Genomic DNA, 20535 nt, shown 5'->3' with positions numbered 1-20535 from the left:
GGGGCCAGTGCTACTTCGAGGTTTCATTGTTCTCCTGCTGCGACCGGGCGCGATGGGGGCGGTTCTGTGCCCCGGCGCGCTGGTCGTATGCCTCCACTATACGCGCCACCAGCGGGTGGCGCACCACGTCACGCGATTCAAATCGCATCATGCCGATCCCGGGCAGGCCGTCGAGTGTCTCGACCGCCTCCCGCAGGCCGGATGTCACGCCACGCGGCAGGTCGACCTGGCTCAGGTCGCCGGTAATGACCATGCGCGTGCCTTCCCCCATGCGGGTCAGGAACATCTTCATCTGGGCGGGGGTGGTGTTCTGCGCCTCGTCCAGAATGACAAAACAGTGCGCCAGCGTCCGCCCGCGCATGAAGGCCAGGGGTGCGACCTCGATCTCGCCCGTGCCCATGCGGCGGATCACCTGGTCACCCGGCATCATGTCATGCAGCGCATCATAAAGCGGGCGCAGGTAGGGATCGATCTTTTCCTTCATGTCACCGGGCAGGAAGCCCAGCCGCTCGCCTGCCTCCACCGCAGGGCGCGAGAGCACGATGCGGTCCACCTGTCCCGCCTGCAGCATGGCCACCGCCTGGGCCACGGCCAGATAGGTCTTGCCCGTGCCCGCGGGGCCAAGGCCGAACACCATTTCCTGCCGGGCCAGCATGTCCATGTACTGGCCCTGGCCGACCGAGCGCGGGGCAATGGGGCCACGCCGGGTCATGATGGTGGGCAGGTCCGCAAGCGACGGGCGCGGCGGGGCGACAGGTGTGCGGATGTCCTGCATTGTGGCCATGTCCCTTGCGGCTGCGGCGGGGGGGGCGGAGAAGGCATGTGCCGCCATGCGGATGGCGGTATCGACGGCGGCGGTATCCACCGCCTGGCCCGCGCGGGCGCGGCGGTAGAGTTCGGTCAGCGTGCCCTGTGTCAGGGCCACGCGCTGGGCGGCACCCGTAATGGCGATGCGGTTGCCACGGCATGCCAGCCGGACATCAAATCCACGTTCAAGATGCAGGAGATGACGGTCGTGATCCCCCACAAGCTGCGCCAGCAGCGCATTGTCCTCGAACTGCAGGGTCACGGTGCGGTCATTTGCCGCGGCCGTGCCATGGGGGGGAAGGCGCCTGCCGCCGCCACGGCGGGGGGCGTGGAGCGTGGATTGTGTCTGTTCTCTCAAGCCCTGTCTGTCTCCTCTGTCAGGACACCACCAAGGGAATTGGTGTATCTGTGGCGGATATCCACACTGGCGATACGGCCGATCAGGCTTTCCGGGCCTTCCACGTTCACGGCCTGCAACCATGGGCTCTTGCCGGAAATCTGTCCCGGCTTGCGCCCCCGCCCGGTAAACAGCACGGGGGTACCGCGGCCTATGGTGGCATCGTTGAATTCATCCTGCTGCACGCGCAGCAGGGCCTGGAGTTCCTGCAGGCGGGCGTCCTTCGTGCTTTCCGCCACCTGCTGGCCCGCACCGGCCGCCGGTGTGCCGGGGCGGGGGGAATACTTGAAGGAATAGGCCTGCGCAAAGCCGATATCGCGGATCAGGCGCATGGTATCGGCAAAGTCGCCGTCCGTCTCACCGGGGTGGCCCACGATGAAATCCGATGAAAGGGCAAGGTCGGGCCGGGCCGTGCGCAGGCGGTCCACCAGCACGCGGTATTCATCGGCGGTATGCCCCCGGTTCATGGCCGCCAGCACCCGGTCGGAGCCGGACTGCACCGGCAGGTGCAAAAACGGCATGAGCTGCGGCAGGTCACGATGGGCCGCGATCAGGTCATCTTCCATGTCGCGCGGGTGGGATGTGGTGTAGCGGATGCGCGCGACCCCCACTTCATCGGCCAGCACGCGCGCAAGGCGTGCAAGGCCCCATGTGGCGCCGTCCGGCCCTTCACCGTGATAGGCGTTGACGTTCTGGCCCAGCAGCGTGATCTCGCGCGCGCCGGCGGCCACAAGCCGGCGGGCCTCGGCCAGCACGGCCACTGCCGGCCGGCTGCTTTCCGCCCCGCGCGTATAGGGCACGACACAGAAGGAACAGAACTTGTCACACCCTTCCTGTATGGTCAGGAAAGCGGCGCCACCAGCCGGGGCCGCGCGGTCGGCGGGCAGGAAGTCGAATTTCTGCTCAATGGGGAAATCGGTCTCGATCACCGCGCCGGCGGCACGCGCCGCGCGCGCCACCATCTCGGGCAGGCGGTGATAGGTCTGGGGGCCAAGCACGATATCGACATAGGGCGCGCGCGCCAGGATCTCGTGCCCTTCGGCCTGCGCCACGCATCCGGCCACCGCCAGCACCGTGCCCGCGCCGCGTTCGGCGCGCGCTTCCTTGACCTTGCGCAGGCGGCCCAGTTCGGAAAACACCTTTTCCGCCGCACGGTCGCGGATATGGCAGGTATTGAGGATGATCATGTCCGCGTCATCGGGCGTGCCGACCGCCCTGTAGCCCAGCGGGCGCAGCACGTCGGTCATCCGCTCGCTGTCATAAACGTTCATCTGGCAGCCCCACGTTATGACATGCAGCCCGCGCATGGAAACGGTGCGGGTATGTGGCTGCGCCACGCCGGTGGGGGGAGACAGGCTGTTCACGGGTCAGGTATCCTCAGGCAGCAGGGCGGGCCGATGCCCGCATGACGGGCGCAACACATCGTGGTTCGACTGCGCGCGGTCAAGTACCTTGCGACCGATATGCCTGGGAACACAGGGTCCGGCCATCAACGCTCCCGGTAGGTCACGGTGGGCTGCCGGGCGCGGCAACCCTTCCTGCCTGCCCCGATCATGCCCGGCGGAATCGGGGTGCTGTCAAGAAAAGAACGTCACGCTCGCGGTGGTTTGCAACACGGCCGGGCTGATTCCGGGCATCGATCCGCCATATTCGAAACTTATTAAGACCCGGACGTTAATATCGGTTTGATCGTGCATGCCGGGAATGGCAGATATCACACAGTGGGACAATAACCGCACGCGAGACAGGAACAGGGGCGGCACCGTTTGACACGATTGCGTCATCCACGCCGGGCAGGCGCCACCAGCGCGCGGGCCGGGCGCAGTGCCGGTTATGCAAGCCTGTGCGTGATCCTGACCGCCTTCGTGCCATGGGCGGCGGCACGGGCGGCCGACCCGCAGGAATATGTCACCACCCTGCGGCCCACCGGCAATGCCGATCTGGATGCGGCGCTGCGGGCTTCGTCCGACCTGCTTTCGCTGCAGAAGACCCAGGCCGTCAGCCCGTTTGCCCTGACCGGGCGCATCCATAACGACTATTCCCGCCTGATCAGCGCGCTGGAAAGCTATGGCTACTATGCGGGCGGCATAACCATCACCGTCACCGATGTGGACCCGAAGGCCGGCGCGGCAAAAGGTGCGGATACGGGCCATGACGGCCGCGACCCCGACCTGCCGGAATGGTTGCAGTCCATCCCCGCGGGCCGCAGGGCGCAGATCACCATCAGTGCCGCGCCGGGCAGCGTGTTCCGCATTGGCGTCGTGACCCTGCAACCCGATAAGGGCGACCCGCCGGTCCGGCTCAATGCCGACGAGGCCAAGGCCTTCGCGCTGGGCCATGGCGCGCCCGCGCAGGCCGATAACGTGCTGGCGGCCGGGGCCGCCCTGCAGGTGGCCCTGACGGAGGAAGGCTACGCCCTGGCCCATGTCGGTACGCCGCAGGCGTGGCTGCGGCCCGATACCCATACGCTGGACCTGGCCTATACCGTGCATCGTGGCCCGGTGGTCAATCTTGGCGCGTTTGACTTTGCCGGGCTGCAGCGCACGCACCCGGCCTATGTGGCGCGGCGCATGACCATTGCGCCGGGTGAGCTGTACCAGCCTTCGCGCATTGAACGCGCGCGTCAGGACATTGCCGCCACGGGCCTGTTTTCCGACGTGCAGGTCACCCATGGCGATACGCTGGCCAGTGACGGCACCATGCCGCTGGCCTTTGGCTTCCGTGAAGGCAAGCGCCACAGCGTGGGGGCGGAAGGCGGCTATTCCACTGACCTGGGCGGCCGCGCGGGCGTGACATGGACCCATAACAACCTGTTCGGCAATGCCGAGCGGCTGCGGCTTACCGCGCTGATCACCGGGCTGGGCGGCTCGGCGGAGCAGGGGCTGGGCTATGATTTCTATGCCGACCTGATGAAGCCCGATTTCGGCTCCCGCGAACAGAACCTGAGCGCGCGGCTGGAAGGCATCAAGCAGGAACTCTATTCCTACCGGCAGACGGCCCTTCTGGCGCGCATTGGCGTGGTGCGCCATGTCAACCGGCTGTGGAACGTGTCCTTTGGCGGCGAGATCGAGCAGGAACAGATCCAGCAGATGCGCGCCACCAACAGCTATTTCATCGTCTCCCTGCCACTGACCGCCAATTACGAGGGCACCGGGGTGGACAACCCCATCACCCCCGCGACCCACGGGGTGCGCGTGGGGGCCAGCATCACGCCATCGGCCTCACTGACCGACGGGACATCGTTCTTCGCCATCATGCAGGCTACCGTCTCGACCTATTTCGACCTGACCCATCTTGGCCTGTCGCGCCCCGGGCGCAGCGTGCTGGCATGGCGCGGGACCATCGGCAATGTGGAAGGGGCCTCGACCTTCGCCATCCCGCCCGACCAGCGGCTTTACGCCGGTGGGTCGGCTACCGTCCGTGGCTTCCGCTACCAGGGCGTTGGCCCCCAGTTCGCCAATACGCGCTATGCGGTGGGGGGCACGTCCATGGATGCGGGGTCATTTGAATACCGCCAGCGAATCCTGCAGAAATTCGGGGCCGTGGGGTTCATCGATGCAGGCCAGGTCACGGGGAACCATACACCCTTCCAGGGCACGGTACGCGTGGGTGCCGGGGCCGGGGCACGCTACTATACCCCCATCGGGCCGGTGCGGCTGGATGTGGCCGTGCCGATCAACCGCCCGGCAAAGGGCGACAAGTGGGAACTGTACGTGGGGCTGGGGGAGACATTCTGATGCCTGAACACACCCCCGCCACACCCGCGCGCGGGCGGCGCATCCTGCGGGGCGTGGCCCTGGCACTGGGCATTCCGGCCGGACTGGTGGCCGTGGCACTGGGCATGGTGCTGGTGGTGGCCAATACCGGGGCGGGCCAGCGCGCGATCGAACGCCGCCTGCCGGGGCTGACGGGCGGCAGCGTGCACCTGTCGGGGCTGGGGGGGCGCTTTCCCGATGCGCTGCGTGTCGCGCATCTGGAACTGGATGACTACAGGGGGGCGTGGCTGTCGATTGACGGGCTGCAACTGGACTGGTCGCCGCTGCGGCTGCTGGGGCGGCGCGCGGTCATTGGCAACCTGTCCATGACGCGGCTGGCCATCCCGCGCCTGAGCGAGGAGGACCCGGCCCATCCCGCAAAAAAGACGCAGGACCAGGCAACGGGCAGCATCCACATGGGCATCGACATCCGCGCGGTGCATGTCGCAAGGATCGAGGTGGGGGCGGCCCTTGCCCGCGTGCCCGCCGTCTTCCGGCTGGAGGGGCATGCCAGCCTGGCCGACATCGCGCCGGTGCTGGACCATTTTTCCGTCGCCACCCTGCCGCCCGCCAATATCGCGCTGGACCTGACGCGGCTTGACCGCCCCGGCACGCTGGCGCTGGGCACCCGGCTGGAGCGGGGTCGCGTGGCGCTGGACCTGCGGGCGCATGAAGGGGCGGACGGGTTTGTTTCCACACTGAGCCGGATGCCGGCGCTGGCCCCGCTGGACCTGTCACTCAGCCTTGCTGGCCCGCGTGATGATACGCAGCTGGTCCTTGCGCTGGTCACGGGCGCGGTGCGGGCCAGCGCGAAGGGGCGGGTGGGTCTTGTCAGTCACCACGTGGCGCTGGATGTGGCGGCCAGCAGCCCGGCCATGGTACTGGATGACACGACCGGCTGGCAGGGCGCGCGGCTTGCGGCCCATGTGGGTGGCACGATGGAACGCCCCACCGGCAACGGCACGCTGGATGTGGACCGCCTGACCAGCAATGGCGCGGGCTTTGGCGCACTGCATCTGGTGGCCGAAGGGCTGAGCGGGCAGGGGGCGGGCCAGCCGGAACATGCATCCATTCACGCCACCCTTGGCGGCCTGCGCATTCCGGGCAGCCAGCCCGCGCTGTTCGCGGCCGATCCCGTCAGTCTTGACGTAATGTGGCATCCCGATGACCGGGGCGGGCCGGTCGATCTCTCGCTTGCCCACCCGCTGGCGCGGCTGACGGGGCAGGTCCTGACCGCAGGCCCCGTGGCCGCCACCTTCCATGCCGACCTGCCCGCCCTGACCCCGCTTGCGGCGGCCGGGGGCACGGACCTGCATGGCCATGCGGCGCTGGATGGGAGCGCCACGCTGCCCACGGCGGGGCAGGACGGGCGATTCGGTCTGGATGGCCACATCGCGCTGGATGGCGGCCTGCCCATTGCCGTGGGGCTGATAGGGGATACGGGCCACCTGAATGTTGCGGGCACCATCACGCCGGCGGCGGCCCATGGCGCGCGCACGCTGACCTTCACCACCCTGCTGGCGGAGGGAAAGACCCTGCACCTGGAGGCCGTGCCCACCCGGGTCGTGACCGGCGCACCGCTTGTGGTGGACGCCACCGCGCATCTGGCCCTGTCGGACCTGCATGTGCTGGCCCCCACGCTGAAGGGGCACCTGCAGGCCGACCTGCATGCGGCTGGCCCGGTAAATGACCTTGCCGCCAGCCTGGTCACGCAGGCCAGCCTTGCCGCCAGCAACACGGCGGCGGGTGACGTGCAGGCCAGCCTGACCATGGCGCACCTGCCGCAGGTCAGGCAGGGCGCGCTGGCCATTTCCGGCACGGTGGACCGCGCGCCCGTTCAGGTCGCCCTCCATCTGGACAGCAACGCCGATGGCAGCCGCCATCTCACCCTTGAACACCTGAACTGGAAAACCCTCGCCGGTCAGGCGGACATGACGCTGCCCGCGGGCCATCTCGTCCCCTCGGGCACGCTGGACCTGCACATGACCCGGCTGGCCGACCTGCGTGACCTGACCGGGCAGGACATGGCGGGCCACCTGTCCGCCACCCTGCACAGCACCAGCGCAACAGCGGATTCCCCCGCGGCACTTGCGGTGAACGTGGACAGCGCGCTGGCCGCCCCCATCGCACGCATCGACCGGCTGGTGCTCAGGGGCAGGGTGCTGGACCCGGTGGGAACGACCCCCACCAGTGATCTGGACCTGGTGGTGGACAACGCCCGTTTCCGTGACATGAGCGCGCATGCCCATGTCACGGCAAAGGGGTCGACCGCGGCGCTGAACGTGGGTGCACAGGCCGGGCTTGATACGCCATGGACCGGTGCCGCCACCCTTGATACCGCGCTGCAGGCCAACATTCCCGCAGGCAGCATTGCCGTGCACCGGCTGGTGGCCGAGGCCCGGCGTGAACAGATCCGGCTGGATGCGCCGGTCAGCGTGACCTATGGCAAGGAGATCGCCCTTGACCACCTGCGCCTGAGCGTGACCCCGCCCAGCGGGCAGGCGGGCAGCGTGGAGGCGGGCGGGAAGATCCGGCCCGCGCTGGACCTGCATGCAACGCTGGCCCATCTTTCGCCCGATCTGGTGGCGCCGTTCATGCCATCGCTGCACGCGCAGGGCCAGCTTTCGGCGGAGGCCCGGCTGACCGGCACGCTTGACCGCCCTTCGGGCCGGATCAGCGTGAATGGCACGGGTCTGAAATACCATACGGATTATACGGCGGCCCTGGCCCCCGCATCGCTGGACGCAACCGCCACCCTGAATTCGGGTGTGGCGCGGGTGGATGCAAGGCTGGAGGCCGGCACGCAGATCAACCTTGGGTTGCATGGCACGGCGCCAATCAGCAGGGCCGGGCAGATCACGCTGCAGGCGGATGGCAATGTGGACCTTGCCGTGGCCAATGCCTATCTGGGCGCGCAGGGCATGCAGGCGGGCGGCATGCTGCAGATGAACGTGGGCGTGCGGGGCACCCCGGCCCAGCCCCGGCTTGGTGGCACGCTGACGCTGGCCAACGGGCTGTTCCATGATTTTGGGGAGGGGATACAGCTTTCCGCCGTGCACGGCACGGTCAACGCGGTGGGGGACCGGCTGGTCATTGCCGACCTTGTGGCGCAGGCGGGCAAGGGCAGCATCAATGCCTCGGGCAGCTATGGCGTGCTGGAGCCGGGCCAGCCGATTGACCTGCATGTCCATGCCGACAGTGCCCGCCCGCTGGCCAGCGACCTGATCACCACCACCCTGAATGGCGATCTGGACATAAAGGGCCAGCTTGCCAGCCGCATTGACGCCACGGGGACGATCACGCTCAAGCGGGTGGACATCAACATTCCCGACTCCCTGCCCACTTCGGTCGCCCACCTGGACGTGATCCGCCCCGGTGATGAGGCCGCCATGGAAAAGGCCGCCCATGTCTCGCCGCTGGTGGTGGGGCTGGGGCTGGACGTTACCTCGCCGGGGCAGTTCTATGTGCGTGGCCACGGGCTGAATACCGAAATGCATGGCCATATCCACGCCGGCGGCACCGCCACGGCCCCTGTGGTGACGGGCGGCTTCTCGCTGGTCAAGGGCGGGTTTTCACTGGGCGGCATCTCGCTGGATTTCAGCAAGGGGCAGGTCGGCTTCAACGGCGTGGGTGTTACCCACAAGATCGACCCGACGCTGGATTTCGTGGCCGAGCGCAGCACGAATGACGGCACGGCGCGGCTGAACGTGGGCGGTTACGCCAGCGCGCCCAAGATCACCTTTTCTTCCACCCCGCCGCTGTCACAGGACCAGATCCTGGCGATCCTGCTGTTCGGCACGGATACGCAGTCGCTTTCCCCCACGCAGATGGCATCCATCGCGGCGGCGGTCGCGACATTGAGCGGCGGCTCCGCCTTCGATCCGCTGGGCATGGTGCGCAAGACGCTGCATCTGGACCGGTTGCAGATGAGCAGTTCCTCCAACGGGTCGGGGGGGAACGACACGGGTGCGATCGAGGCGGGGAAATACGTCATGCGCCGTGTGTATGTAGGCGCCAAGCAGGCTACATCCGGCTCCGGCACGCAGGCACAGGTGCAGGTGGACCTGACCAGGCGGCTCAAGCTCAACACCACCGTTGGTACAGGCGGCAACGTGACGGGCTTTACCACGCCGGAAAACGATCCGGGGAGCAGTATTGGCCTACTCTACCAGTTCAGATACTGATAGGCCCCGATTCCCGTCCTCCACTGGCCAGAGGCCCCAGGTTTCCATCATGACCGTTCATTCTACGGTGCGCACGACGCGCCTTGTCCCCATCATGCTGGCCATTGCCAGCGGCATGCTTGCCATGGGGCTGGCGCTGCCCGCGCTGCCGCTGGAACTGCAGGCGCGATTCGGCTGCGGGACCACTGTTATCGGCCTGGTGATGGGCCTGCAGTCGGCGGCCACGCTGCTTTCACGCCCCTGGGCGGGGCGGATGGCGGACAGGCGCAGCGGGCGCGATACCCTGCTGGCGGGGCTGGGATGGACCGCGTGTTCGGGGCTGGCCTATGTGGTGGCGCTCCTGCCCGTGCTGCCGCCGCCCGCGCAGCAGGCCATGATCATGCTGGGGCGTGTTGCCATGGGGCTGGGCGAAGGGCTGATGGTGACGGGGGGCGGCATATGGGCGGTTGCCATCGCGGGCCGGGAGCGGGCCGGGGCCGCCATGTCATGGGTCGGGCTTGCCATCTTTGCCGGGCTGGGCGTGGGTACGGCGGTTGGCGGCATGATCCAGGCACAGGCCGGATTCATGGTGCTCTGCCTGGTGGCCATTGCCCTGCCGGTATCGGGCATGGTGCTGACGGTGTGCCAGTCCGCGCCGCCCCGCCTGCATGATGGCAGCCATGCGGGCGTACGGTGGAAGGACCTGATCGGCCATACCTGGGCATGGGGCCTGACGCTGGGCCTGTCCGCCGTGGGGTTTGCCGCCATCTCGTCCTTCCTGGTCATCTGCTACGCCGCGCGGGGGTGGCAGGGCAGTGGCTGGGCGCTGGCCGCCTTCGGCCTTGGCCATGTGGTGGCCCGGCTGGCAGGCAGCCGCCATGTCGACCGCCATGACGTGCGGCCCATGGTGGGCGCGATCATGCTGACGGAAGCGGCGGGGCTGGCCCTGATCTGGCTGGCGCCGGGGCCGGCATGGAGCACGCTGGGCAGTTTCCTGAGCGGGCTGGGGTTCTCGCTCACCTATCCGCTGCTGGCCATGCCGGTGCTGCGGCAGGTGCCGCCTGCGGCGGCGGGTTCGGCCATCGGGCTGTTCGATGTGTTCTTTGATATCGCGGCCGGTTCCGGCGCGGTGCTGTCGGGGCTGCTGGCCGGGGTGGCGGGGCCGGGCAGTCCCTTTGCCATGGCCATGCTGGCGGCGCTGGCGGGCAGTGTGATGATGCTGGTGCTGCGCAATCCGCAGGCGGAGGGGACGACAGCACCCGGCCCATAGCAGAACCGCCGGCACGGGGGCCGGCGGCGGGTATGGGGTGGGAGAAAACCGCGAAAAGGCGCCGTGTCAGGCCGCCTTCATGACTTCGGTCAGCTTTTCCAGCACTTCGGTGGGGTCCTTGCCTTCCAGCACGGCCACCTCGGCCACGAAACGTTCCTGTGCCGCCTCGAACAGCTTGCGCTCGCTGAAGCTGCCGTCAAGACTGTCCACATTGCGGCGCAGGTCGCGCAGCACCTCGGCAATCTGCACCAGGTCGCCCGAATTGATCTTTTCCTGATAGGCCACGGCGCGGCGCGCCCACATGCCACGGCTGACATGGGGCTTGCCCTTGATGATGGCCATGGCCTTGTCCACGATCTCGCGTGAGACGATCTTGCGCAGGCCCGACTTGCGCGCCTTCGACAGCGGGATGCGCAGGGTCATCTGGTTGCCGGGGAAGGAGATCTGGATCATCTCCAGCTTCGTCCCGGCGATTTCGTCAACCCCGATCCGGTCGACACGCCCGACGCCATGCGCCGCATACACGATGGCGTCGCCCTCGCGGAAGGGGTCCTCGTCCTTTACAGCCTTGCTGGACTTTGCCTCGGCTGCCGTGGTCGCTGCGGCCGTGCGCGCCATTGCATCGGTCACAGTGCCTTTCTGGGTGGTTCTGAACATGCTCATGCCACCCGTATAGCACGGATTCCCGCTGCTGTCTTGGCCCCTTGCGGCGCTGGCGGGTTCAGCCCTGTATGCCTTTTACCGGGGCCAGCGGCGGCGGGGCGGGCAGCCCGCAGGACTGGAGCAGGTCGATCTCGATCGTGCGCGAGATAGTGAGCATGGGCATGCCATGCGGCGTTGCGCCAAAGGGGTCCTGCAGGTCGCTGCCGATCTTGTCCAGCGCCACGAACAGAAGCCCCACCAGCGATGATCCCAGCGGGGTGATCCACCCCAGCGTCTGCACCATGGAAAGCGGCAGGATGATGCAGAACACGGCCGCCACCACTTTTGGCAGGACCGAGAACTGGATGGCAAGCGGCGTGTTGCGGATGCGCTCAAGCCCGCCCTGTGCGTTGCTCATGTCCGACAGGATGCGGTCGATCTGGCCCTGCAGCGCGCCGTCTATGCCCAGCCTGCGGGCTTCCGCGTCCACCCGCAGCCCGATCTGGAACAGGATGGCGGCGGGAATGTTGGCCTTGCCTGCCACGCCCGGCTTCATGGAATCGGGCAGCAGGCGGTTGATGTCGGCACTGGCGTCCAGCCGCCCCAGCGCGCCGCGCAGGGCATAAGGATAGGCCGCCATGGCACGCGCAAGGTCGGGGCAGCCACGCAGGATCGTGCCCGCCTGCCGGGCGAAGGAGCGGCTGTTGTTGGTCACCGCCCCCCACAGGGTGCGGCCTTCCCACCAGCGGTTATAGGCGGTGTTGTTGCGGAAACTCATGAACAGCACCAGCGCCGAGCCGATGAGCGAGACGGGCAGGGTGGGCTGTTCCATCCATTCCTGATGGAAGACCTGGAACATGACCACCACCACGATGTCCCACGCGCACAGCAGCACCAGCGACAGCAGGCTCTCGCGCATCAGGATCCACAAACCAATTCTGCGATTGATGACCATATGGGCTTCCCGGCATGGTTGAAGACTGCGGGGTGCTCCAGGCATCCCCACTGCCCGCGCTTAACACATACGGGGGTGCCTGCGGCACCACGGTGTGGCGCGTGGCATCTTTTGTCACTGAAATGTTCCCGAAGGGTAAAGCCGCACGCAACATTGACGCCGTGGCCGATGATGCCCTTAATCGTTTCAGATTGGATACGGGCTTCATGCCCGCAACCGGATGCAAGGAAAAGAACTGGTCATGGATGTAAGGGCAGCCGTTGCCTTCGAGGCAGGCAAACCGCTGGAAATCGAAACCGTGCAGCTTGAAGGCCCGCGTGAGGGCGAGGTGCTGGTGGAAATCAAGGCAACCGGCCTGTGTCATACGGACAAATTCACCCTGTCCGGCGCCGACCCGGAGGGACTGTTTCCCGCCATTCTGGGCCATGAGGGCGCGGGTGTGGTGGTGGAAGTGGGCGCGGGTGTCAGGCATCTCAGGCCCGGTGATCACGTGATTCCGCTCTACACGCCGGAATGCCGGGAGTGTAAGTCCTGCCTGTCACGCAAGACCAACCTGTGCACGGCCATCCGCTCGACACAGGGCAGGGGGGTGATGCCCGATGGCACGTCGCGCTTTTCGTTCAGGGGGCAGCCGATCCATCACTACATGGGCTGCTCGACATTCGCCAACTACACGGTCCTGCCCGAAATCGCGCTGGCCAAGATCCGGCCCGACGCACCGTTTGACAAGGTGTTCTACATCGGCTGCGGCGTGACCACCGGCATCGGCGCCGTGCTGTTCACCGCCAAGGTCGAGGCGGGCAGCACGGTGGCCGTGTTCGGGCTGGGGGGCATCGGGCTGAATGTCATACAGGGGGCGAAGATGGTCGGCGCCGAGCGGATCATCGGCGTGGACATCAATCCCGCGCGTGAGGGCATTGCCCGCCAGTTCGGCATGACCGATTTCGTCAACCCCAGAGACCTTGGCCCCGATGGCGACCTGGTCGGCCACCTGGTGGAGATGACCGGCGGCGGCGTTGACTATTCGTTCGAATGCGTGGGCAATCCCACCCTCATGCGCCAGGCGCTGGAATGCGCGCATCGCGGCTGGGGGGTCTCCACCATTATCGGTGTGGCAGGTGCCGGGCAGGAAATCAGCACGCGCCCGTTCCAGTTGGTAACCGGGCGGCGGTGGATCGGCTCGGCCTTCGGTGGCGCGCGCGGGCGCACGGATGTGCCGCGCATCGTGGACTGGTTCATGGAAAACCGCATCGACATCGACAGCCTGATCACCCACAAGCTGCCGCTTGAGCGCATCAACGAAGGCTTCGACATGATGGCGAAAGGCGAGAGCATCCGCACGGTTGTCGAGTTCTGACCATGGGCAGGATCACGACCCTTGAGGAACATGCCTGCTGTGGCGGCCGCATAGGCTTCTACAGCCATGCTTCCGACAGTCTGGGGCTGGAGGCGCGGTTTGGCGTGTTCCTGCCCCCCCGGGCGCTGGCGGGGGAGCGCGTGCCCGTCGTGCATGTGCTGGCGGGGCTGACCTGCACGCAGGAAACCTTCCTGATCAAGTCAAATGCCGTGCGTTTTGCCGCCCGCCACGGCCTTGCGCTGGTTGCGCCCGATACCTCGCCACGCGGGGCCGGTGTGGCGGGCGAGGATGATGCCTATGACCTGGGCACGGGGGCCGGTTTCTATCTGGACGCCACGACCCCCGCATGGCGCAGGCATTATCGCATGGGCACCTATGTCAGCCAGGAACTGCCGGAGCTGACACAGGCGCATTTTGCCATTGATGGCGCGCGGCGGGGCATCATGGGGCATTCCATGGGCGGGCACGGGGCGCTGGTGCATGCCCTGCGCGCGCCGCAGGCGTGGAAGTCGGTCTCGGCCTTTGCGCCCATCTGCCACCCCGCCACCGTGCCGTGGGGGGAGAAGGCGTTTGCGGCCTATCTGGGGTCCGATCGCGCCACATGGGCACGGCATGATGCGACCCTGCTGCTGGAAGCGGGCCATACCCACCCCACCGAAATTCTGGTGGATCAGGGGGAGAGCGACAAGTTCCTGCATGACCAGCTCAAGCCCGAACTGCTGGCGGCGGCAGCCCGGCAGGCGGAACAGGAATTGCGCCTGCGCCTGCATGCGGGCTATGACCATTCCTACTGGTTCATCCAGTCGTTCATTGCCGATCATATCGACCATCACAGCGCCGTGCTCAACGCGCTGTAAGAAAAGCAGAAGGTTTTCCTGAAGCTTTTTGCAAAGAGCTTCAGGGAATGCCGCCTTTTTGGGAAAAGGCGGCACCCAAAAACTTTTGTTATTTTTTATCAGCCTGTCATGTGCCGATCAGATGCAGCACGATCTCGCGCCGGTGGGGGCGGCTGCGGTGTTCAAACAGGTAAAGCCCCTGCCACAGGCCCAGCACCGGGCGGCCGCCCGATACCGGGATGGAGAGCTGGGTATTGGTCAGCATGGCGCGCAGGTGGGCGGGCATGTCGTCCGGGCCTTCATCGTCATGGATGTAGCGGCCGGGCTGTTCGGGCACCAAGGTTTCAAAATAGCGTTCTATGTCCACCCGCACCGTGGGGTCGGCATTTTCCTGCACGCATAGCGATGCGGAAGTGTGACGGCACCACAGGGTCAGCAGGCCGGTTTCAATCCCGGTGCCTGCCACCCAGTCCAGTACGGCCCGGTCGATCGGGACCAGCCCCTTGCCCCGGGTACTGACATGCAGGCTGTGCAGTTCCTGGCGCATGGGGCTGTCCTTTCGTGGTTTATTTCAGGAAGCCGATCAGCGCTTCCGCTTCCGATACAATGGGTTCGGCAATGGTGCGGGCACGGCTGGCACCCGCGCGCAGCGTGTCGCACAGGAAGCCCGGCTCGCGCAGCAGGCGCTCGGTCTCGGCGGCAATCGGGGCGACCGTGCCCACCAGTACCGCTGTCAGCGCTTCCTTGAACGGGCCAAAACCCTGCCCGCCAAACTCGGACAGCACCTGGGCCACCGTGCGCCCCGACAGCGTGGCGTATATGGTCACCAGATTGCGGGCCTCGGGCCGGTTTTCAAGCCCTGCCTCTTCAGAGGGCAGCGGTTCGGAATCGGTCTTGGCACGGCGGATCTTGCTGGCGATGGCATCGGCATCATCCGTCATCTCGATCCGGCTCTGGGCGGAGGGATCGGATTTGGACATCTTCTTGCCGCCATCGCGCAGGCTCATGATGCGCGCGCCCTGCGGCGGGATCAGGGCCTCGACCTGCGGGAAGAATTCGGTCCCGTAATCATGGTTGAATTTCTGGGCGATGTCGTTGGTCAGTTCCAGATGCTGCTTCTGGTCATCGCCCACCGGAACCACCGTGGCCTTGTAGGCCAGGATATCGGCCGCCATCAGGTCGGGATAGACGTACAGGCCCGCAGAATGCTTCTCCCGGTCCTTGCCTGCCTTGTCCTTGAACTGGGTCATGCGGTTGAGCCAGCCAAGGCGGGCGACGCAGTTGAAGATCCACCCCAGCCGCGCATGCGCGCTGACGGCGGACTGGTTGAACAGGATATGCCGCTCGACATCAATGCCCGATGCCAGCAGGACGGCGGTCTGCGCCAGGGTCTGCTGGCGCAGGGTGGCGGGTTCCTGCCATGTGGTGATGGCGTGCATGTCCACCAGGCAGAAAATGCATTCATGGTCACGCTGCAGCGCGACCCAGTTGCGTATCGCACCCAGGTAATTGCCAAGCTGGGGGATACCGGTCGGCTGAATGCCGGAAAACAGGCGTTGCATGGAAGTATTTTCCGTTTTTTTACCCCGGCAGGTCAAGCTGCCGGGTGGTCGGGGCAAGGTGATCAGGGCAGGGGATGGGCCGCATCAAGGCGGCGGCGTTCCTCCGCCACCATGGAGGTGGTCAGCGGATGGGCGCGTTCGGCTGCGATTTCCCCGGCTGTAAAGACCGGGACGGGACGCGTGTCCCCCCGTGTGGCGAGATAGCTCAGGATGGAGGCGATTTCCTCATCCGACAGATGGGCGCGGAAGGGCGGCATGGAGAAGTTGTAGTGCACGCCATCGATTTCCAGCGGCCCGTTCAGCCCGTTCAGCAGCACATGCATGAGGTAGCGCTTGCCCTCGGGCGTTGCGGCAATCCGGTCCACTCGGCCCGATATGGGGGGGATCTCGCCCTTCATGCCTTCGCCGCCATGATGGCAGATGCCGCAATTGGTGCGGTAGCGCGCATAGCCATGCTGCCCGTAGCGCGTGCAGGCGGCCAGCAGGACCGCGGCGCTGGCCATGCAGGTCAGGCGTAGTGCGGACGCCATGCGCCCGGTCACAATTTTCATGTCCGTTTTCGCTTCCCGTGTGCCTGAATGGTAAAAAAGCCATTCACCCGGCGGATGAATGGCTTTTTTCCAGGTCCTAGTGGCCGCTGGGGGAAACACCCAGAAGCTGTATCTTGAAAATGAGCGGGCTGTCGGGCTGGATGATGCCCATGGATTTATGCCCGTAACCCAGTTCGGGCGGCACGTACAGCATCCACGTATCGCCCACATGCATCATGGGCACGGCTTCCTGCCAGCCCTTGATCACCATTTCCAGTGGCATCTGCATATACGCGCCATGGCCATGCTGGTCGGAGCTGTCAAAGATGCCACCATCGGGCAGGCGGCCTTCATAAATCACCATCACGCTGTCGTTGATGGTAGGCTGCGCGCCATCCTTGGGGCCGGATTTCAGCACCTTGTAGGCCAGCCCGTCGGGCAGCGTCTGGACCCCGGGCTGCTTGCGCACGTTGTCCATGAACTGGGCCGGGGTCAGTTCCGGCTGGTCATCCTTGTTTCCCCCGCATGCCACAAGCGGCAGTGCCACCGCGGTTGCGGCAAGAAGGGGAATGACACGGGAAAAGCGTTTCATGACACCTCGGCAGGTTGTTGCAAAAGTATGAAGGACCACAGCTTGAAGGTCAGAGCGCACCACCACGGCGGCCAATCTTGGCCCCCAGCCGCAGGCGCAGCGCATTCAGGTTGATGAAGCCCTGCGCATCGGCCTGGTTGTAGGCCCCTTCGTCATCCTCGAACGTCACGACGCGGGTATCATACAGGCTGTTGGGGCTTTCACGGCCAACGCAGATCACATTGCCCTTGTACAGCTTCAGCCGCACGCGGCCGGTTACCGAATGCTGGCTCTGGTCGATCAGGGCCTGCAGCATGCGGCGCTCGGGGGAGAACCACAGGCCGTTATAGATGATCTCGGCATAGCGCGGCATCAGGCTGTCCTTGAGATGCATGGCCTCGCGGTCAAGCGTGATGCTCTCGATGCTGCGGTGCGCGGTCAGCAGGATCGTGCCGCCCGGCGTTTCGTAAATGCCGCGCGACTTCATGCCCACAAAGCGGTTTTCCACCAGGTCCAGACGCCCGATGCCGTTGTCGCGGCCCAGTTCGTTCAGGCGGGTAAGCAGTGTTGCGGGCGACATGGCCACGCCATTGATCGCCACCGGGTCGCCCGATACGAAATCGATGGTGATTTCGGTGGCCTTGTCCGGTGCTGCTTCGGGCGAGATGGTGCGCTGGAACACGATTTCCTCGGGGCCGACTGCCGGGTCTTCCAGCAGCTTGCCTTCGGAGGAGGAGTGCAGCAGGTTCGCGTCAACCGAGAACGGGGCTTCCCCGCGCTTGTCCTTCGCGATGGGGATCTGGTGTTCCTCGGCAAAGGCCAGCAGGCGGGTGCGCGATGTCAGGTCCCATTCACGCCAGGGCGCGATGACCGTGATATCGGGCTTGAGCGCGTAATAGGCCAGTTCAAAACGCACCTGGTCATTGCCCTTGCCGGTGGCGCCGTGGGCCACGGCGTCGGCGCCGACCTGTTCGGCAATCTCGATCTGGCGCTGGGCGATCAGGGGGCGCGCGATGGACGTGCCCAGCAGGTACTGCCCCTCGTACAGCGCGTTGGCGCGGAACATGGGGAAGACGAAGTCCTTGACGAAGGTCTCGCGCAGGTCCTCGACAAAGATTTCCTTTACGCCGAACATCTCGGCCTTGCGGCGGGCGGGTTCCAGTTCCTCGCCCTGACCGAGATCGGCCGTAAACGTCACGACCTCGCAATTATAGGTGGTCTGCAACCAGCGCAGAATCACTGAAGTATCAAGACCGCCCGAATATGCGAGCACGACCTTCTTGACATCCCTGGCGGCCATGGGAGAACGCTCCTGTCGATAAAACTTTTGACGCGACTTTGCCGGGTCAACCGGCGGCCTGTCCTCCTAGCATCCCACGGCGCGGGCGACCAGAAGTGATGGGCGGAATTTTAAGCTCACTCCACGGCATCGGCCGGCGCATCGGGGCGGCTGGCGCGGCGCAGGCGCTGGCTTTCGGTGCGCAGCTGCCCGCACGCGGCCAGGATGTCGCGCCCGCGCGGCATGCGGATGGGGGAGGCAAAGCCCGCATCCATCACGATATTCGCAAACCGTTCAAGCTGTTCGCGCGTTGATGGCCGGTAGCTGCTGCCCGGCCACGGGTTGAACGGGATCAGGTTGACCTTGGCCGGTATGCCCGAAATCAGGCGCACCAGTTCACGCGCATCGGCCTCGCTGTCATTGATGCCGCGCAGCATGATGTATTCAAACGTGATGCGGCGGGCATTGCTGGCGGCAGGGTAGCGGCGGCAGGCGGCAATGACGTCCCTGATGGGGTATTTGCGGTTCAGCGGCACGATCTCGTCACGCAGGTCATCGCGCACCGCGTGCAGCGACACCGCCAGGTTGATGCCAAGCTCCGCCCCGCACTGGTCCATCATCGGCACCACGCCGGAGGTGGAGAGCGTGATGCGCCGGCGCGAAAGCCCGATGCCCTCGCCATCCATGATGATGCGCATGGCCTTGGCCACGTTGTCGTAATTGTACAGCGGCTCCCCCATGCCCATCAGCACGATGGTGGACAGAAGGCGCGGCGTGTCGCCCTTGGGGCTGGGCCATTCGCCATAGCTGTCGCGCGCGGCCATGAACTGGCCCACGATTTCGGCAGCCCCCAGGTTGCGCACCAGAGCCTGCGTACCGGTATGGCAGAAGGTGCAGGACAGCGTGCACCCCACCTGTGAGGATATGCACACCGCCCCCCGGTCTTCCTGCCGGTCGGGGATGTAGACGGTCTCCGCCTCCTGCCCGTCACGGAAGCGGAAGAGGAATTTGCGCGTGGAATCCTGTGATGTCTGTTCGGTCACCACGCCGGGTCGACCCACCACGAAACGCTCGGCCAGCTTTTCCTGCAACGGGCGCGCGATCGAACTCATGCGTGAGAAGTCGGTGGCGCCCTGATGGTAGATCCAGTGCCACAACTGCTTGGTGCGGAATGGCTTTTCGCCAATCTCGACCATGATGTCCGTCAGTTCCTCACGCGACAGGCCAACCAGGTCACGCCTGCCATCGGGCATGGCGGCCGTGGGGGGCGCGAACTGGGCCGACTTGGCCCGGATGCGCGCGCGTTCCTCATCATTAAGGAGGGTGGCCGCCGTCCCGTCACGTGAGCGGGAAGGGGAGGGGGCTGCGGAGGACATACCGGTGCTGCCTATGTTCTTCATGTCGTTCAAAGGGGGGAAGGGGCGTTGCCAGCCGCTCCGTCCTGCCTGTGTATCACAGCGCGGGCAGGGGATGCGACTGCCGATCACCCGTCCCTGCGGGCGGCGATCAGGAATTCCCGGTTGCCTTCCGGCCCGGTGATGGGGCTGGGGTCGATACCTAGCACGGTCCAGCCGGGCAGCTCCGCCCACCATTGGCGGATCATCTCGCACACGGCCCCATGCACCGCCGGGTCGCGTACCACGCCCTTCGCACCCACGGCGTCACGCCCGGCCTCGAACTGCGGCTTGATCAGCGCGATGGCCCACGCGCCCGGTACGCACAGGTCCAGCCCTGCGGGCAGGACGGTACGCAGGCCGATGAAGCTTGCGTCACAGACCAGCGCGCCGATCGGGTCGGGGATGAGGGTGGCGTCCAGCGCGCGCGCATTGCACTTTTCCAGCACCACGACCTGTTCGGTATTACTGCGCAGCTTCCAGGCAAGCTGGCCGTGGCCCACATCCACCGCATAGACCTTCGCGGCGCCTTCATGCAGCAGCACATCGGTAAACCCGCCGGTCGAGGCCCCGACATCAAGACAGGTCAGGCCCGCTGGCGAGAGGCCGAAATGCTCCAGCCCATGCGCCAGCTTGATCCCCCCGCGTGAGACCCACGGATGGTCCTGCCCCTTGAGCGTAAGCGGCGTGTCCTCGGCAATCTGTTCGCCCGCCTTGGCAATGCGCCGGTCCGGTGTGTGGACCAGCCCCGCCATGATAAGCGCCTGTGCCCGGGTGCGGGTTTCCACCAGCCCCCGGTCCACCAGCATCTGGTCAACGCGACGTTTTGCCATGAGCGCTACCGGCCCCGGATGTGCTCAGGCCATCTGCCGCGACTGCGGCAGGCCAAGGGCGGACAGGGCCGTCTTTACGATCGATGCCGCATCCAGCCCTGCCTCGATATACTGGGCATCCTGGGTGTTATGATCGATGAAGCGGTCGGGCAGGGTCATGGGGCGGAAGCGCACGCGGTCGAGC

At 66.0% G+C, this 20535-nt stretch carries 16 protein-coding genes; 5 read left to right on the top strand and 11 right to left on the bottom strand.

Translation table 11 applies throughout. The annotated features are described in order from the left end of the window. Positions 1-10: 10 nt before the first annotated feature. Both CFR78_RS12075 and miaB read right to left on the bottom strand, forming a co-directional pair. Positions 11-1069 (bottom strand): PhoH family protein, encoded by a 1059-nt coding sequence (locus CFR78_RS12075; protein ID WP_034933785.1) that lies wholly within the window; start codon positions 1067-1069, stop codon positions 11-13. A 92-nt stretch (positions 1070-1161) separates the two neighbouring features. Next, positions 1162-2511, bottom strand: a complete 1350-nt coding sequence (gene miaB / locus CFR78_RS12070) for a tRNA (N6-isopentenyl adenosine(37)-C2)-methylthiotransferase MiaB (RefSeq protein WP_181417539.1) — start codon at positions 2509-2511, stop codon at positions 1162-1164. Between the two features lie 459 nt (positions 2512-2970). Between miaB and CFR78_RS12065 the strand changes: the two genes are divergently transcribed. Genes CFR78_RS12065 through CFR78_RS12055 form a run of 3 tightly spaced genes read left to right on the top strand, consistent with a single transcriptional unit; the run spans position 2971 to position 10392 of the window. Next, positions 2971-4941, top strand: coding sequence for an autotransporter assembly complex protein TamA (locus CFR78_RS12065; protein WP_172459718.1), 1971 nt, complete (start codon positions 2971-2973; stop codon positions 4939-4941). After that, entirely contained in the window at positions 4941-9143 is a 4203-nt protein-coding gene (locus tag CFR78_RS12060; RefSeq protein WP_034933684.1) for a translocation/assembly module TamB domain-containing protein, read from the top strand. The genes CFR78_RS12065 and CFR78_RS12060 overlap by 1 nt, the downstream gene beginning before the upstream one ends. Before the next feature lie 49 nt (positions 9144-9192). Then, positions 9193-10392, top strand: coding sequence for an MFS transporter (locus tag CFR78_RS12055; RefSeq protein WP_007400422.1), 1200 nt, complete (start codon positions 9193-9195; stop codon positions 10390-10392). Positions 10393-10458: 66 nt separating this feature from the next. Here CFR78_RS12055 and CFR78_RS12050 read toward each other — a convergent pair whose 3' ends face one another. Continuing rightward, entirely contained in the window at positions 10459-11055 is a 597-nt protein-coding gene (locus CFR78_RS12050) for a CarD family transcriptional regulator (protein ID WP_034933682.1), read from the bottom strand. Between the two features lie 58 nt (positions 11056-11113). Further along, positions 11114-11989: a bestrophin family protein gene (locus CFR78_RS12045; protein WP_007400424.1), complete on the bottom strand. Its 876-nt coding sequence runs from the start codon at positions 11987-11989 to the stop codon at positions 11114-11116. A gap of 241 nt (positions 11990-12230) precedes the next feature. Between CFR78_RS12045 and CFR78_RS12035 the strand changes: the two genes are divergently transcribed. Both CFR78_RS12035 and fghA read left to right on the top strand, forming a co-directional pair. Continuing rightward, positions 12231-13346 carry an S-(hydroxymethyl)glutathione dehydrogenase/class III alcohol dehydrogenase gene (locus tag CFR78_RS12035; protein ID WP_034933677.1) on the top strand — a complete coding sequence of 372 codons (1116 nt, stop codon included), beginning with the start codon at positions 12231-12233 and terminating at the stop codon, positions 13344-13346. Between the two features lie 2 nt (positions 13347-13348). Further along, positions 13349-14203: an S-formylglutathione hydrolase gene (gene fghA, locus CFR78_RS12030; RefSeq protein WP_034933675.1), complete on the top strand. Its 855-nt coding sequence runs from the start codon at positions 13349-13351 to the stop codon at positions 14201-14203. A 106-nt stretch (positions 14204-14309) separates the two neighbouring features. Here the strand turns inward: fghA and CFR78_RS12025 are convergent, their stop codons facing one another. The 7 genes from CFR78_RS12025 to CFR78_RS11995 form a co-directional block, all read right to left on the bottom strand. Next, a complete protein-coding gene (locus CFR78_RS12025) occupies positions 14310-14729 on the bottom strand; it encodes a secondary thiamine-phosphate synthase enzyme YjbQ (protein ID WP_034933672.1) in 420 nt (139 codons plus the stop codon). A 19-nt stretch (positions 14730-14748) separates the two neighbouring features. Further along, entirely contained in the window at positions 14749-15744 is a 996-nt protein-coding gene (gene trpS / locus CFR78_RS12020) for a tryptophan--tRNA ligase (protein ID WP_007400429.1), read from the bottom strand. A gap of 62 nt (positions 15745-15806) precedes the next feature. Then, positions 15807-16295 (bottom strand): c-type cytochrome, encoded by a 489-nt coding sequence (locus tag CFR78_RS12015; RefSeq protein WP_034933670.1) that lies wholly within the window; start codon positions 16293-16295, stop codon positions 15807-15809. A gap of 76 nt (positions 16296-16371) precedes the next feature. Beyond that, positions 16372-16866 (bottom strand): FKBP-type peptidyl-prolyl cis-trans isomerase, encoded by a 495-nt coding sequence (locus CFR78_RS12010; RefSeq protein WP_007400431.1) that lies wholly within the window; start codon positions 16864-16866, stop codon positions 16372-16374. Positions 16867-16915: 49 nt separating this feature from the next. Continuing rightward, positions 16916-18145: an argininosuccinate synthase gene (locus tag CFR78_RS12005; RefSeq protein WP_007400432.1), complete on the bottom strand. Its 1230-nt coding sequence runs from the start codon at positions 18143-18145 to the stop codon at positions 16916-16918. 116 nt (positions 18146-18261) lie between these two features. Then, positions 18262-19500: a 23S rRNA (adenine(2503)-C(2))-methyltransferase RlmN gene (gene rlmN, locus CFR78_RS12000; RefSeq protein ID WP_007400433.1), complete on the bottom strand. Its 1239-nt coding sequence runs from the start codon at positions 19498-19500 to the stop codon at positions 18262-18264. 107 nt (positions 19501-19607) lie between these two features. Beyond that, positions 19608-20351: a TlyA family RNA methyltransferase gene (locus CFR78_RS11995; protein WP_034933667.1), complete on the bottom strand. Its 744-nt coding sequence runs from the start codon at positions 20349-20351 to the stop codon at positions 19608-19610. Between the last annotated feature and the right edge of the window lie 184 nt (positions 20352-20535).

The sequence above is a fragment of the Komagataeibacter rhaeticus genome (assembly GCF_003207855.1).
Classification (GTDB): domain Bacteria; phylum Pseudomonadota; class Alphaproteobacteria; order Acetobacterales; family Acetobacteraceae; genus Komagataeibacter; species Komagataeibacter rhaeticus.
Note: the sequence above shows the minus strand (reverse complement) of the source record. Positions and strands in the feature narration are given on the sequence as shown.